Origin of the sequence: Bradyrhizobium sp. SPXBL-04, assembly GCF_051853035.1 — a bacterium.
Taxonomy (GTDB): Bacteria; Pseudomonadota; Alphaproteobacteria; order Rhizobiales; family Xanthobacteraceae; genus Bradyrhizobium; species Bradyrhizobium zhanjiangense.
In genome coordinates, this window is sequence record NZ_CP182472.1 from 3,808,045 (window position 1) to 3,823,355 (window position 15,311).

Sequence of the window (15,311 nt, forward strand, 5' to 3'; positions counted from 1 at the left end):
TCGTTTCTGCCGATCAAGCTGCTGTTTGCCAATATAGGTTTGGTGCTCCAATGCTGACGGAAACCTTCATGGCTAAGCCGCCGTTTTCCTTGGAAGGCTACAAAATTCCAGAGGCCGCGGATGCGGAGCAGGGACGGCCGTACGATGAACGGGAGACCAACAAGGCGTGGGAAAATTTCCTGACGTTCGGAGATGCAAAGCGCGAGAACGCTCTGGTGCGGGGCGTTATCGAAGAATCATGGCAACGCAGCATCAAGTCGGGAGTCAATGCACACTGCAGGGGCAGCAGCTTCGTGACTTCGCCGGACGATCTCTATGAGCTGCGTCTGAAGAACGATGATCTGCTAGGCTCCAGCGCCCACACCTTCCGCCGCGTTGCGGAAGTCCTTGGTGATGCGGCCACAATGCTGGTCATCACCGACAGGAATGGCGTCGTGCTTGATGTCGGGGGCGATCAGCGGACGATCGATGCCGGGCATGATATTCGCCTCGAAGTCGGCGCCGCCTGGGGCGAGACGGTGACCGGCACCAACGGCATTGGCACAGCGCTCGTCACAGGAAAACCGGTTCACGTCCACGCCGCCGAACATTTTTCCGAGGGTATCAAAGCTTGGACTTGTGTCGGCAGTCCCATTCGCAGCCCGATCGACAGCAGCATCATCGGGATCATTGACTTTTCCGGACCACAGGCGATCTTTCACCGCCACAACATTGCACTGGCGGTGATTGCCGCCAATCACATCGAGCTTGCGCTCTCGGAGAAGATTCGGCTTGAAAGAATACGGCTGCTCGAGGCCAGCATTTCTCGAATGCCGGGAATGGGCAGCGCTGACGGTGTCGTGATCCTTGATCGTTTCGGTCGGGTCATCCACCACAACGATATGGCTCGGGTTCGCTGGCAACGGATCGCGGAGTCCATCGACCTGGGCATCGGAAATCGGATACTTCCGAGCCAGGATGGTCGTTTGGCTAAAGATCTGACCAATGGCCTGCCCGAGGGACTACGTGAACAACGGATCGAGCCGCTGCTGGTCGATGGTGTTGTCCAGGGGGCTATGCTCGTGCTTGCAGCAAGGCCGCGAGCAAGTTCTGCCAGCGCCCAAGTCTCGCCGATAGCGCGCGCAGCGCTCACCTCTGCTAAAGAAGCGATTGTCGGATGTAGCGAAGCACTGGCGCAGGCGGTCGAGAAAGTCGAGCGGGCGGCGCTCGGCCGGACGGCTATCTTACTCGAGGGCGAGACCGGAGTTGGCAAGGAATTGTTTGCTCGTCTCGTTCACGCTGGAGGCCAGAAGACTGGCAAGGAGCCCTTCGTCGCGTTCAATTGCGGCGCGGTCTCCAAGGAGCTTCTTGGCGGCGAATTGTTCGGGCATGCCCCGGGCGCATACACGGGCGCCACGCGAGAAGGAAAGCCCGGCAGGTTTGAGTTTGCCAATGGCGGCGTGCTCAGCCTCGACGAAATCGGTGAGATGCCGCTGGATCTGCAACCATACTTGCTCCGGGTGCTGGAAGAGCGAGCGGTGTACCGGCTCGGTGACAACAAACCGCGTCCCGTGGACGTCCGGCTCGTGGCGTCAACCAATCGGAATTTGAAGCAGGAGGTAGCGGAGGGACGTTTTCGCAAAGATCTGTATTTCCGGATCGGCGTCGTCAAGATCACCGTCCCGCCGCTTCGGGAGCGCCTCGGCGACGTCGAGGTCCTGATCGACCACTTCAACCGACAATTTGCGGAAACCTATGGCACACAACCTCTACGTTTCGAGGCAGCCGCAATGGAATTGATGCGGCGCTATAGCTGGCCGGGCAACGTCCGCGAATTGCGCAATCTAATCGAGAATCTCGTGCTCATGACCCTCACCGGGGTGGTGACGCCGAGGGACTTGCCGGAGGACTTCGTCGAAGCGGCGGCGCAGCAGCCGTCGATGCCGTTGCCGAGTGGTCATCGCTCGACGCCAGAAAACGACGAGGTGGCCCGCTTCGATGAAGTGGAGCGTCGCGCCATCGAGAGGGCCGTCGCCAACGCCGGCGGCAATATTGCCGCCGCGGCCGAGAAGCTAGGGCTTTCGCGTGCCACGCTATATCGAAAATTGCATCAATATCGTTCGCGGACCTGAGGACAGGATCGCTCATGGCGACGGTCTGGGGCGGACAGAAGGAAGGTAGGGACGGTGCTGCCGCGGCGCTTGCCTCGGAAATCCTGTCACGTGCGGACCGCGACGTAATTTTCATCGTGCACTTGGTTGGCGAAAGCCAAAATCTGCTGGTCAGGCATTTCGTAGTGTTCATCGAGACTGAACTTGCGAACCGCGGCATCAGTTATGGCGCGCATCCGCTATTGCGTCCTTTCATCGAAACGCACGCGCGCGAGCTGACCGATTTCGTTCTGCAGGGCATCGGTCTACGTCATCAGTGCGGGTTGCAGGCGCTCGAGACGGCGGCCGGCGATCCATCCCGGTTGCTAAGGGTCGATCTATGGGACACGCTGCAATCTCACGTCAATGATGCGCAACACCACTTTGTATCGGGTGTTGGTGGCTTGCAGCGGATCCTCGTTCAGATTGAGGCCGGTGCATGAGCGCTGGTTCCATGTCCGCTCTCCAAATGCTGGCCCAGCGCTTGCAGATCGTTCAGGAGATATCGGCCGTCCAATCGCGCAATCTGCTCTACCGCCAGCTTGGCGGTGGTGCTGAGTTCGAGATTGAAGGCATCGAGCAACAGATTGCGGCCTCCGGCTGTTCACGTGACCTCGCCGGGACTCTCGCGGATGCGCGCGAGCGCTTACGAAAGGCAAATGCGGAAATGGCGGAATGCGACGCCCATTGCGCCGCGCTGGAGCAGCGTCTTGAAGAACTAGACGGGCTTATTGCCGCTAGTAGTAAGCCGATCCGAACCGTGAGGTGACCGATGGATACGATGGAAGCAGAGGCCCCGACGCTCTATGATTTGCTTGGGCGGCGCTGGACGATAGGTGCGGGCGTAACGAATACCGCCTTTGATCCCGCGGGGGGGTGTGTCGCGTTTGCGCTGGCCGATGGCGCTGTTGCGATAGCTCCTGTGGCCGACGTCGAGCCGCCGCAAGATCGCTGCCGCGTGGAACTGGATATGGGGCGGACGACGATTTCACCTCGACAGAAACCAGTGCCGCCATTGACGAAGGTGATCATCAGCGACGGCCCGCTCCCTCTCGCTCCGATTGGGACATCGGAATTCGTCACCAGTGACCACGGCCGCTTGCTTTGCATTTCGGCGTCCGGCGTCACACGGGCGGTATCGAACAACGCGGCGCCTGTCGATTTTATTGCCCCCGTACCGGGCGGTGGTATCCTGACTGCTTCCGGAGGGTCGATCCTTTTTTACGATTCCAATGGCGAGGTCGTCTGGTTGCAAGAGCGGGTTGGTGGGCGTGCCTCAGCGATGGCGGCGTCATCGGATGGTCGCAGCTTCGCGATCGGGGCCGACGGTCGTCTGTTCGTTCGAACGTTCGGGCCACGGCCAGAGCCGGCCACTTCGTTCGAGTTGGGACCTGTCTCTGCGTTGTCGTGGAGTCCCGATGGAACCTGGTTAGCTGCGTCAGTGACCGAAGCGGGCGTTGTCTTGGTGCGCCTTGCCGACGCGAAGATCATCAGGATTCCCACATATCCCGCAGCCGTCGCATCTCTTTCGTGGAGCGCGGACTCTCGTATCCTTGCAACGAGCGGAGCCTATCGGACAATTGCATGGGACGTTTCTAGGCTTGACGACCACAGCGAGCAACCGACGAACCTCGCCACCGGCCGCGCCCGGTTCGTGCCCGTTGAAGCCGTAGATTTCCATCCGCAGGGTAGATTGGTCGCGACGGGTTACGCCGACGGTCTGGTCGTTGTTGCTAAGGTTGGACGGTCCGACGAATTGGTCGTCAGGCGGCCAGGCGGAGGCGCCGTTCATGGCCTGCGTTGGTCCAACAGCGGCCAACATCTGGCGCTTGGAACAAATGAGGGCGAGGCAGCGATCGTAACGTTCCCGCCGCATGTCTTCAAACAGCTTCCCGTTCGAGTATGAACACGGACGAAACGAAATCGCGAGGAGAAATGACTATGTCGACCGAGCACTCCGTTAGTGAAACCGAAAGTAAAGATCGATTCTTTATAGAGTTGGCCGAACTATCCGAACGCATGGTCGCTGCGCACGGAAAGGACTTTTCGATGGGTGCATTGGTGCTGGCCGCGAGGTTTATCGCCGAGAACAAGCCCTTTGAGCGAAGCGCGGTGACACAGTGAGGATCTGTGCGGTTCAGGTGAATTTGCCCATCGAATTTGCGGGGGAAAAGGTATGTTGAAGCGACTTTTTCGGAACGACGAGCTTCTTCACAAGGCGGAATGGTTCGAGACGCTTTCACTTTATTCGGGCATCGGATTGTGGGATGCGATTCTTCACGAAGGAGACGCGATGCATCCCAAGGCGCGCTGGACTTGGTCGAGCGAATTCCGCCGTTTGTGCGGGTATAAAACCGAGGCCGAATTCCCCAACATCGTGCAATCCTGGTCGGACCGCCTTCATCCCGACGACGCCCCGGGCACGTTTGCCGCGTTTGGTTCGACATGCGAGACGGGTGTCGGCTATGACGTAAAGTACCGCTTAAAAGTAAAAGACGGAAGTTACCGCTGGTTTCGAGCGACAGGTGGGGTCGTCCTCGATGAGAAAGGAAAGCCGCGGCGCGCTTGTGGGTCGTTGGTGGATATTCATGAGTTGATGACGGCAGAAGCGGAGAAGAAAGCTCTTATCAACAACCTAGCCAACGATTTTGAGAGTGCAATCGGCAAGGTGATCGAGACGGTTTCTTTAGCCTCGACTGAGCTCGAGAGTTCAGCAAACAAGTTAAGCAGTACCGCCGAACGGTCGCAAGAACTAACGATGACCGTCGGTACTGCTTCCGAGGCGGCTTCTACGAACGTGCAGTCCGTTGCATCAGCGACCGAGCAACTTTCCTCATCCGTTAGGGAAATCAGCCGACAGGTGCAGGAAGCTGCTCGCATTGCCAACGAGGCCGTTAATCAGGCGCGAAAGACCAACGACCGCGTCAGCGAGCTCTCTAAAGCGGCTGCACGCATCGGTGACGTCGTTGAGCTCATTAATTCAATCGCGGGACAGACAAATTTGTTGGCCTTGAACGCCACCATCGAGGCGGCGCGGGCGGGCGAAGCCGGCCGTGGCTTCGCGGTCGTGGCGTCCGAAGTGAAGGCCCTGGCAGAACAGACGGCGAAAGCTACTGGAGAAATCAGCCAGCAGATCGGCGGGATCCAGGCTGCGACACAGGAATCAGTCAGCGCAATAGGTGAGATCAGCGGCACGATCGAGAAGCTGTCGGGGATTTCGTCAACCATCGCCGCGGCTGTCGAACAGCAGGGTGCCGCGACGCAGGAGATTGCACGCAACGTTCAGCAGGCTGCAAGCGGTACCCAACAGGTGTCCACGAACATCATGGACGTGCGGCGCGAGGCCACCGAAACTGGTGTAGCTTCTTCCCAGGTGTTGACCTCGGCACGGTCGCTATCGAGCGAGAGTGGTCGGCTGAGAGACGAGGTGAGCCGGTTCCTCAACACGGTACGTGCTTCATGACGTAAATGCGAAAATTCGAGGATGTTTGCGACACCGCCTCATGGCGCAGCACAGTCTGTCGATGAGCTGGAAGGCGCGCTTGTTCTTCTTGCGCGCTGCAAACCTGGTCCTACGAAGGCTGGGTACCCCGAGGACACATCTAATTGGATCGAGCCAAACTATCGGCCGGAAGCAGGAACAAGAGGCCTGCGAGGGAAGAAGCTCGGCCCTTTAGGGCCGAGAGTAGTCACACATCTACCGCCCGACCGAGGCGGATGAGGGTGTAGTTGGGACGAAGGGCGTCCTAGAAGGACCGGCCATTATCAACCACGCATGGGGGCGCCGCATCTCGGCACCGTCGTGCCTTGGTTGAGAAGCGAGGCGCCATCTAGGGCGACGATCGGCGCCCGGTCATAGAAGTACCCAAATTTCAAGCCCCCCGCCATAAGAATTCGCTATGGCGGCAGACCGCAGTCGTGCTTCCCCTGTCGTCGAACGTAAATCTATTTTTTACCGTCGGCGCAGCAAAAAATTCCAAGGGCAAGACCACAGAAGTGGCAGAGGTCGCGGACGCAACATTTTGTAGCAGCAATGGAGCGGGCACATGACGATCGAGTTGAGCCGACGGGGATTTTGCATCGGGACTGCCCTGATCGGACTTCAGGCCGCTTCCTCCAGCGCCTTTGCGGCACGAAGCGAAGATGGCACCGTTAGGCTGGGTCTCGTCGCTCCGATGAGCGGACCGAATGCCCGATATGGTTCCTTCTCGATGCGCGGCGCCCAGATGGCGGTCAAGGAAATCAACGGTGCCGGCGGCGTCGGTGGACGCAAGATCAATATAATTCCCGGCGACAGCCAAGGTACCCCCGTCGAGGGCGTCTCGGCAACGCGCCGATTGATCGATCAGGACCAGGTCGACTTCATCATCGGCGACGTCTCCAGCTCCGTGACGCTCGCGATGCAGCCAGTGGCCGAGGACTCCGGCGTCCTTCTGCTAAATGCCGCCTCGTCGAACCCGAAGATCACCTACAAGGCCGGCGTCGGAGGGTTCAAATGGACCTATCGCAACTATCCAACCGACGAGAACCGTGCCTTGATCGTGCTGCAATACGCTGCCGAGAAGAAGGGGTTCACCAAATACGCCGTGCTCTCGGTCGACAGCGACTACGGCCGCGCGGCCATCGAATTCACCAAGAAGTATCTGCCGCGCTTCAAGAGCCAGATCCTGACGGAGGATTACTACAAGGAGGGCGAGGTGGATTTCCGCAGCGTGCTCTCCAAGATACGAGATTCCGGTGCCCAGGCCATCATCATGTACGGCAACGCCGATTCTTCGCCGATCGTCGGACGCCAGATGATCGAGGTCGGGATCGCCGGCAAGATTCCGCTGATCGGCAATGCCGAGTTCAATACGGCGAGCACCATCAAGGCGGCACCGAAGGCGATGGAGGGGGCGATCGAGGCGGCGGCCTGGCTGCCGGCCTATGACTCGGACAAGAGCAAGGCCTTCGTCGAGAAATTCACCGCCGAGTATCGTGAAGCGCCCAACAATCACGCCTATGTGCACTGGGAGACTACGCATCTTCTCGCCAAGGCGATCGAGCAGGCCCAGAGTATCGACCGCGAGAAGGTCCGCGCGGCGCTCTCCAAGATCCACTACGCGAGCGCGGTCGGCGAGGTGACCTTCGACGATCACAATCAGGCGCGCCTGCCGATGATCCTGCTCGAGATCGAGAACGGCAAGCCCGCGATCAAGGGAGCCTATTCGGCCGAGATCGACTACCCCAAATAGGCGGCACGCACATGTTCTACACGATCATCGAGCAGGTCGTTAACGGCATCGTTTCCGGGTCGGTCTATGCGATCGTCGCCGTCGGCATGACGATGATCTTCGGCGTGCTGCGCGCCATCAACTTCGCCCATGGCGAATACTATATGCTCGGCACCTTCGGCGCCTGGTTCGCCATCGAGTATTTCGATCTGCCCTATCCGGTGGCGATCGTGATCGGCGTGGTGGCGACGGCGGTCATTGCCGTCGTCGTCGGCAATTTCGTGATGCAGCGCATCGTCGGGGCGCCGGCCGAAGCCGGCGTGCTGGCAACGCTTGGCGTCGCGTTGATCCTGCAGAACACGGTCATCCTCGTGTTCGGCGGTAGCTACAAGTTCTTCTCAGGCGGCTACATCGAGCCGGTGACGCTGTTCGGCTTCACGCTAGCCGAGCAGCGCATCCTGATCATCATCGTCGGCCTCATCGTGTTCGTCGGGCTCGAGCTGATGGTCACCTACAGCCGAATGGGCAAGGCGATGCGCGCGGTGTCGCAGAACATCGAGTGCTGCGCCGTGGTCGGCATCGACGTTCGCCATATCGCGCTCTGGACCTTCATCCTCGGCGCCGGTCTTGCGGCGCTGTCAGGCGTGCTGACCGCGCCAGTGAACGTCAGCGTCTACGGCGGCATGGGCGAGCTCATCACCTTCAAGACGTTGCCGATCATCATCATGGGCGGGCTCGGCAACGTTCGCGGCACCTTCGTTGCCGCGATGATTTTGGGCATCGCGGAGAGCCTGGTGGCCACCTATGTCGGCCTGCAGTTCCGCGATACCGTGGGCTTTGCGACGTTGATGCTGGTTTTGATGTGGCGCCCGCATGGGCTGTTCTCCGCGCAGGCGCGCTTCTGATCGCAGGGATGTGACACCTTGACCGAGATCGCTCGAGACCAGACCGTGACACAAGCCAAGAGCCCAGCTGCGGCGACGGGCAGGGATCTTCGTGCTCCCTTCGGTCTCGCGCTGATCGCGCTGGCCTGCATCGCACCACTGTTCCTCGGCAACTATCCGCTGCATGCGATCATCATTGCGCTGATCTTCCTGTTGCCGGCCCATGGGCTCAATCTGCTGCTCGGCTACACCGGTCTGCTCTCGCTGGCCCAGGCGGCGTTCTTCGGCATCGGTGCCTATGTTTCGGCGCTGCTCGCCGTGCACTTCGGCACGCCGTTTTATCTGAACTTCCTTGCCGCTGGCGTCGTGACCGGCGCGATCGCGCTGCCGCTCGGAATTCCCGCCCTGCGGCTGCGCGCGACGTCGTTCGTGATGTGTACACTTGGTTTCGTGATCATCGGGCAGGCGATCGCCAAAAATTGGATCAGCCTGACGCGCGGCGACATGGGGCTGGCGGCGATCCCAAAGCCTTACTTCGCGCTGGGGCCGGCTTCGTTTACGGTCTCCGGCACCGTCGGCTTCTACTACCTAGTGCTCGCCATCGCGGCGCTTGCAACGCTCGCTGTCTATCTGATCGTGCGATCGCCTGCGGGGCGCAACATGATCGCTATTCGCGAGAACGAGACGCTGGCCGAATCCGTGGGCATTCCGACCTGGCACTACAAGCTGGTCGTGTTCATGATCAGCGCCGCCTTTGCCGGTCTCGGCGGCAGCCTCTATGCGCATTACCTGACCGTGGTCAGCCCACTGACCTTCCAGATGTACTACTCGACGACGATGTTGATCATCGTGCTCGGCGGCGGGGCGGGGACCATCTCGGGCGTCATCTTCGGAAGCCTGCTGTTCGTCGGCCTCACCGAAGCGCTGCGGGTCGCGCCGGAGCTGCGCATGATTGCCTACGGCTTCTTCCTGCTCGGGCTGGTGTTCTGGTTCCCGAGCGGGTTCGCGCCGCTGATCGGCCGCCTCTGGTCGTTCCTGGAGAAGCGCAAATGAGCGGGCTGCCGATCCTCGATATCTCCGGCCTCTGCAAATCCTATGGCGCAGTGCGCGCGGTCGATGGTGTCGACCTGCATGTCGAACGGGGCGAGATCTGCGGCCTGATCGGCCCTAACGGCTCCGGAAAGTCCACCTTCTTCGATTGCGTGACCGGGCTCGCGAAACCGAGCGCGGGTGCGGTGAAGCTCGACGGGCAGGACATTACCGGCTGGTCGCTGAATGACATCGCCCGGGAAGGGCGCATGCTGCGCTCGTTTCAGAAGACGGTGGTGTTCTCCGCGCTCGACATCGAGGAGAACCTCGTCATCGCCGGCCAGATGTTCACGTTTCCCGGGATCTGGTCGACCTTCGGGATCGGCGCGGCCGCCCGCAATCGCGTGGCGGCGCTGAGGGAACGGGCGCGCGAGCTGATTAAGATCGCGGGCCTCTGGGACGTGCGTTTCCAGCCCGCCGGAAAACTCTCCGGCGGCCAGCAGAAACTGATCCAATTCGCCTCGATGCTAATGCCGGAGCCAAAGCTCATCCTGCTCGACGAGCCCATGGCCGGCATCAACCCGAAACTGATCGAAAGAGTGGTGGACAGCATTCGTCTTGCCAACACCTCGTTCGGCGTCAGCTTCCTGATCATCGAGCACAACATCGACGTGGTCACGAGTCTCTGCAAGCGGGTGGTGGTGCTCGACCAGGGACGCAAGCTCGCGGAGGGAACACCCGACGAGATCGTGCAAAACCAGGCGGTACGGGAGGCTTATCTCGGTGGCTGAAACCTCTCTCTCCATCAAGGGGCTGCGCGCCGGCTACGGCTCGCTCGATATCCTCAACGGCGTCGATCTCGACGTACCGCAGGGGCAGTTCGTCGCACTCATGGGACCGAACGGCGCCGGCAAGTCGACACTGCTGAAGACGCTCTATGGCATGACCACTGTCAAGGGCGGTAGCATCAACTGGCAGGGCAAGGATATCTCGGCCTTCAAGTCGCGCGCGATCCTGGCGGAGGGCATCTCCTGGGTGCCGCAGGGCCGCTGCAATTTTCCGGTCATGACGGTCGACGAGAATCTGCAGATGGCCGCCTATACCTTGCGCGACAGCAGGGTGAAGGCGGAGCGCGACTATGTCTACGACCTCTTTCCGATCCTGAAGACGCGCCGCAACACGCTGGCGGGCAACATGTCCGGCGGCGAGCAGCAATTGCTGGAGGTTGCGATGGCCGTGCTGCAGCGGCCAAAGATCCTGCTGGTCGACGAGCCCTCGGTCGGGTTGTCCCCGACCGCGATCGGCCTCGTGTTCGACGAGCTCGCGCGCATCAACGCCGCTGGCCAGACCATCCTGCTGGTCGAGCAGAACACCAAGAAGGCCATGCAGGTCGCCCAGCGCGCCGTCATCCTGCGGCTCGGCAAGGTGATCTGGGACGGCCGGCCCGCCGACATCACCCATGACGAGCTCGGCGAGCTCTTCCTCACCGGCCGCATGCGCGGTGAGACCGACGTCGAACACTGACTGCAACTCAAAGGACGACCACAGTGACGATCTTCGTGCCGGCCGCGCGCGTCTCGCGCATCAAGATTTCTCCGACCACGGCGGCGTCCGCGCGGGTGCGCGAGCTGAAGGCCGCCGGCCGCGACATCGTCGACATGGCGATCGGCGAGCCTGATTTCGACACGCCCGATGACGTCAAGGCGGCGGCGCATGCGGCGATCGATCGCGGCGAGACGAAGTATACCGCCGTCAACGGCACCGTGGCGTTGCGCAAGGGGATTATCGCCGACTACAGGCGCCGCCTTGGGCTGGAATATTCCGACAACGAGATCTGCGTCGGCGGCGGCGCCAAGCAGATCCTGTTCCTCGCGCTGATGGCGAGCGTGGAGGAGGGGGCGGAAGTAATTGTTCCCGCGCCCTATTGGGTGTCCTATCCAGACATGGTGATCGCCAATGACGGCAAGCCGGTCATTGTCCGCTGTTCCGAGAATGAGGGATTCAAGCTGACGGCGGAGGCGTTGGAGGCGGCGATCACGCCGAAGACGCGCTGGCTGATCCTCAACGCACCGTCGAACCCGACCGGCGCGGCCTATTCCCGCAGCGACCTCGAAGCACTCGGCGCCGTGCTGCTGCGCCATCCCAACGTACTCGTGCTGTCTGATGATATCTACGACCAGATCTGGTATCGCGACGAACCTGCGACCACGCTGGCAGCGGCGGTGCCCGCCTTGAAGGACCGCATCCTGCTCACCAACGGCGTGTCCAAGACCTATGCCATGACGGGGTGGCGGATCGGTTATGCCGCAGGTCCCGCGCCGCTAGTCTCGGCGATCAACAAGCTGCAATCGCAGATGTCATCCTGTCCGTCGTCGATCAGCCAGGCGGCAGCGGCCCATGCGCTGACCAGCGACCAGGCGTTCGTGCGCGACAGCGTCAAGCTCTACAAGGAACGCCGCGACTATGCCTGCGCGCGCCTCAATGCGATCCCGGGCCTGTCGTGCCTGGTACCTGACGGCGCGTTCTATCTCTATCCCGGCTGCGCCGGCGTGATCGGCAAGACCACGCCGGAGGGCAAGGTCATCGAGAACGATCTCGACTTCGTGCTCTATCTGCTCGACGGCGTCGGCGTCGCCGCCGTGCAGGGCGCGGCCTATGGGCTGTCGCCGTATTTCCGTCTGTCGATTGCGACCTCGATGGAGGCGATCAAGGAGGCCTGCGACCGCATCGAGAAGGCCTGTCGCGCGCTTCGCTGAGCGAACTCCGGACACGGGACCGGAAAGCTTGGCTGCGTGAAAAGAATCTCATTGAAATCAATGGGCTAGATAAAGGATAGTGCCGCTCGAGAACATAGTCACAGAGCTGGTATCCGACACACATGAGCATCGATTTCAGGAAGCTGAGGAGCTTCGTCAAGGTCGTCGATGCCGGCAGCGTTTCGCGCGCCGCAGGCCTGTTGCGCACTGCGCAGCCGGCGCTTTCCCAGCAGATTGCGGCGCTCGAGAGCCATTTCAAGCACAAGCTGCTTCTGCGCAGCAACCACGGCATCGTCCCGACCGAGGCGGGCCTCATCCTCTACCGCCATGCGCAATTGCTGCTGAAGCAGATCGAGCAGGCGCAGATCGACATCGACCAATCGACCAAGGCGCTGGCCGGGAGGGTGTCGATTGGCCTAGCGACCTATTCGGCGTCGAGCACGCTGTCGCTGCCGATCCTGAAGGAGATGTCGACGCTGCATCCACGGATCATCGTCCACATCAACGACAGCTTCGGCCATGTGCTGAGCGAGCTGATCATGACAGGCAAGATGGATATGGCCATGATCTACGGCTCCGGCCCGATCAAGGGCGTCAAGCTGCAGCCGCTGTTTCGCGAGGAACTGTATCTCGTCTCGCGCGCCGAGACGGTGGCGGACAAGCCGGCCGACGAGCCGCTGCCGCTATCGGCGCTGGCCGACGTCAAGCTGCTGCTGCCGAGCCAGGGCCATTTCCTGCGGCGTCTGATCGATGAATCGCTGGCGCGGGCGCGGGTGACGCCGAACGTCGCCTCCGAGATCGAATCCGTCTCCGCGCTCGGCGCGGCCGTGACCGAGGGCCTCGGCTCGACCATCCTGCCGGCCTCGGTCGCCGCCGCGAGCGCGTCGAGTTTTGCGGGCGTCGAGGTGCGGCGGCTGGTGCGCCCCGCCATCGAGGCGACTGTCTCCTTGTGCGTCTCCGATCATCTGCCGTTGTCAGAGCCCGCACTTGCCACGCGCTCGGTGCTTCTGACCGTGGTCGAGAGGCTGATGCGCAGCCATCCGCAGGGTATTCGCGCGGTCTAAGCAACGCGCCCGCGATTAAAAAGCCGAGTGCAGCCGTGCTCGGAGGTTGCATCGTGCCGGTTTCTCAAGGCCATAAACAAAACCTATGGCGGCAGACCGGAGTTGTGGTGGTCGCGTGCGGGCGCATTCCCTACCCTCGAAGACAATTGCTCCGAGGAAACAGATGGCCAAGCTCGCATTCGATACCGGGGGAACTTTCACCGATTTCGCGCTGCTCGACGACAAGGGTGAGCTGCATCTCCACAAGGTGCTGAGCACTCCGGCCAATCCTGCCGCGGCCGTGGTTCGCGGCGTCTCCGAACTGCTCGCGGAATTCGGCGACGTGGTCGATCTCGACAATCTTCAGGTGCTCGGCGCCACCACCGTCGTTACCAACGCGGTGTTGGAGCGCAAGGGCGTCAAGACCGGCTTCATCTCGACCGCTGGCTTCCAGGACATGCTGCGCATCCGTAACGAAGGGCGCTACGATCTCTACGACCTGAATTTGAAGTATCCCGACCCGCTGGTGACGCGCGCCAACAGCTTTGGCGCGGTCGAGCGGATGTCCGCGGATGGCGAGGTGATCACGGCGCTGGAGGAGGACACGGTCCGCGAGATCGCTGGGCGGCTGCGACAAGAGGGCATCAAATCCGTCGCCGTCTGTCTGCTGCATGCCTACAAATATCCTGACCACGAGCAGCGCATCGCCGCGCTGCTGCGCGAGGAAGATCCTGATATCTTCGTATCGCTGTCCTCGGAAGTCTGCCCGGAGGTCCGCGAGTTCGACCGCGCCTCGACCACCGTCGTCAACGCGTATACACGGCCGCAGATGTCCGGCCACGTCGCCCATCTCGAACGCGAGTTCGCCGCCAAGGGCATCGACCGTCAGGTGCTTTGGATGACCTCGTCGGGCGGTCTCGTCCCGAGCAGCCGCGCCGCGGAGCTGCCGGTGCGCCTGATTGAATCGGGCCCGGCCGCCGGCGCGGTGGCCGCCGCCGAATTCGGCCGTATCGCCGGCGAGGGCAGCGTGCTGTCCTTCGACATGGGCGGCACCACCGCAAAACTGTGCCTGATCCCGAACGGCGAGCCGACGGTCGGCACTGATCTCGAGGTCGCGCATTATCATCGCTTCCGCAAGGGCTCGGGCTTTCCGCTCAAAATCCAGTCGATCCGGATGATCGAGATCGGCGCCGGCGGCGGCTCGATCGCGGCCAAGAATCCACTCGGCTTGCTCGACGTCGGGCCGCGCTCGGCGGGCGCCATGCCTGGGCCGGCCGCCTATCAGCGTGGCGGTACCGAGCCGACCGTGACGGACGCGGACATTCTGCTCGGTTATATGGGCACCGAATCCTTCGTCGGTGGCTCGTTCAAGGTGTCGAAGGATGCCGCGCTCACGGCGATGACCAAGCTCGCAGCCTCCCTCGACGTCAGCGTTCCCCGCTGCGCCTTCGGCATCCACGATCTCGTCAACGAATCCATGAGCAAGGCGGCGGCCGTGCATGCCACCGACCTCGGCGTCGATCCGCGCAGCCTGCCGATGGTCGCGTTCGGGGGCGCCGGTCCCGTGCATGCCTATGGCATCGCGCGCAAGCTCGGCATCAAGCGCATCATCTGCCCGACCGGCGCCGGCGTCACTTCGGCGATCGGCCTGTTGATTGCACCGGTCGCGGTTGATCTCTCGGCGAGCTTCCCGATGCAGGTCGACAATTGGGATTTTGCCGTGATGGATCGCCTGCTCGGCGATCTCGCAGCCCAAGGGGCCGAGGTGGTCCGTGCGGCTGGTGTTGCGCCGGAGACCATCGCTAACACCTACACGGTCGACATGCGCCACGTCGGCCAAGGCCATGAGATCACGGTCGCCCTGCCGGATCGCAGTCTGCCGCCGAAGCAATTCCACGAAGAGCTGCTCGCCAATTTCTACAAGCTTTATCGCGAGCTGTTCGGCCGCACGGTCGCGGGCTCGTCGGTTGAGGTGATCACCTGGCGCCTGCGCTCCAGCGGCGAGAAGGATCAGGTGACCCGTCCGCACACGCGCCATGCTGCCGAGGCGAAGAAAGGTGCGCGCTCGGTCTATTTCAGCGAACGCGGCGGCTTCGTCGAAACGCCGGTTTACGATCATTACAAGCTGCCGGTCGGCGAGGCGATCCAGGGACCTGCCATCGTCGAGCAGCGGGAGTCGACCGCTGTCGTCGGACCGAGCGGCACCGCTCACGTCGACATCAACGGCAATCTCGTGATCAACATCGCCTAAGGACGA

14 protein-coding genes are annotated in these 15,311 nt (G+C 61.7%); all 14 read left to right on the forward strand.

Annotated features, from left to right (window positions below):
* Nucleotides 1-50 precede the first annotated feature (50 nt).
* Nucleotides 51-2,111, forward strand: a complete 2,061-nt coding sequence (locus tag ACNJX8_RS17990) for a sigma-54-dependent Fis family transcriptional regulator (protein WP_439361532.1) — start codon at nt 51-53, stop codon at nt 2,109-2,111.
* Nucleotides 2,112-2,125: 14 nt separating this feature from the next.
* Nucleotides 2,126-2,572 (forward strand): hypothetical protein, encoded by a 447-nt coding sequence (locus ACNJX8_RS17995; RefSeq protein WP_439361533.1) that lies wholly within the window; start codon nt 2,126-2,128, stop codon nt 2,570-2,572.
* Nucleotides 2,569-2,898 carry a hypothetical protein gene (locus ACNJX8_RS18000; RefSeq protein ID WP_439361534.1) on the forward strand — a complete coding sequence of 110 codons (330 nt, stop codon included), beginning with the start codon at nt 2,569-2,571 and terminating at the stop codon, nt 2,896-2,898. Before ACNJX8_RS17995 ends, ACNJX8_RS18000 begins: the two co-directional genes overlap by 4 nt.
* 3 nt (nt 2,899-2,901) lie before the next feature.
* A complete protein-coding gene (locus tag ACNJX8_RS18005) occupies nt 2,902-4,035 on the forward strand; it encodes a WD40 repeat domain-containing protein (protein WP_439361535.1) in 1,134 nt (377 codons plus the stop codon).
* 35 nt (nt 4,036-4,070) lie between these two features.
* Nucleotides 4,071-4,253 (forward strand): hypothetical protein, encoded by a 183-nt coding sequence (locus ACNJX8_RS18010; RefSeq protein WP_439361536.1) that lies wholly within the window; start codon nt 4,071-4,073, stop codon nt 4,251-4,253.
* A 169-nt stretch (nt 4,254-4,422) separates the two neighbouring features.
* Entirely contained in the window at nt 4,423-5,592 is a 1,170-nt protein-coding gene (locus ACNJX8_RS18015) for a methyl-accepting chemotaxis protein (RefSeq protein WP_439361930.1), read from the forward strand.
* Nucleotides 5,593-6,175: 583 nt separating this feature from the next.
* Entirely contained in the window at nt 6,176-7,363 is a 1,188-nt protein-coding gene (locus tag ACNJX8_RS18020) for an ABC transporter substrate-binding protein (RefSeq protein WP_439361537.1), read from the forward strand.
* A gap of 11 nt (nt 7,364-7,374) precedes the next feature.
* A complete protein-coding gene (locus ACNJX8_RS18025) occupies nt 7,375-8,247 on the forward strand; it encodes a branched-chain amino acid ABC transporter permease (RefSeq protein WP_212457035.1) in 873 nt (290 codons plus the stop codon).
* A gap of 27 nt (nt 8,248-8,274) precedes the next feature.
* Nucleotides 8,275-9,279 carry a branched-chain amino acid ABC transporter permease gene (locus ACNJX8_RS18030; protein ID WP_439361931.1) on the forward strand — a complete coding sequence of 335 codons (1,005 nt, stop codon included), beginning with the start codon at nt 8,275-8,277 and terminating at the stop codon, nt 9,277-9,279.
* Nucleotides 9,276-10,046 (forward strand): ABC transporter ATP-binding protein, encoded by a 771-nt coding sequence (locus ACNJX8_RS18035; RefSeq protein WP_439361538.1) that lies wholly within the window; start codon nt 9,276-9,278, stop codon nt 10,044-10,046. Before ACNJX8_RS18030 ends, ACNJX8_RS18035 begins: the two co-directional genes overlap by 4 nt.
* Nucleotides 10,039-10,779: a branched-chain amino acid ABC transporter ATP-binding protein gene (locus tag ACNJX8_RS18040; RefSeq protein ID WP_439361539.1), complete on the forward strand. Its 741-nt coding sequence runs from the start codon at nt 10,039-10,041 to the stop codon at nt 10,777-10,779. The genes ACNJX8_RS18035 and ACNJX8_RS18040 overlap by 8 nt, the downstream gene beginning before the upstream one ends.
* Nucleotides 10,780-10,802: 23 nt before the next feature.
* Complete coding sequence (locus tag ACNJX8_RS18045; RefSeq protein WP_439361540.1) at nt 10,803-12,011, forward strand: aspartate transaminase; 1,209 nt, start codon at nt 10,803-10,805, stop codon at nt 12,009-12,011.
* A gap of 122 nt (nt 12,012-12,133) precedes the next feature.
* Nucleotides 12,134-13,075: a nitrogen assimilation transcriptional regulator NAC gene (gene nac, locus ACNJX8_RS18050; RefSeq protein ID WP_439361541.1), complete on the forward strand. Its 942-nt coding sequence runs from the start codon at nt 12,134-12,136 to the stop codon at nt 13,073-13,075.
* 163 nt (nt 13,076-13,238) lie between these two features.
* Nucleotides 13,239-15,305 (forward strand): hydantoinase/oxoprolinase family protein, encoded by a 2,067-nt coding sequence (locus ACNJX8_RS18055; protein ID WP_439361542.1) that lies wholly within the window; start codon nt 13,239-13,241, stop codon nt 15,303-15,305.
* The last annotated feature ends 6 nt before the right edge of the window (nt 15,306-15,311 follow it).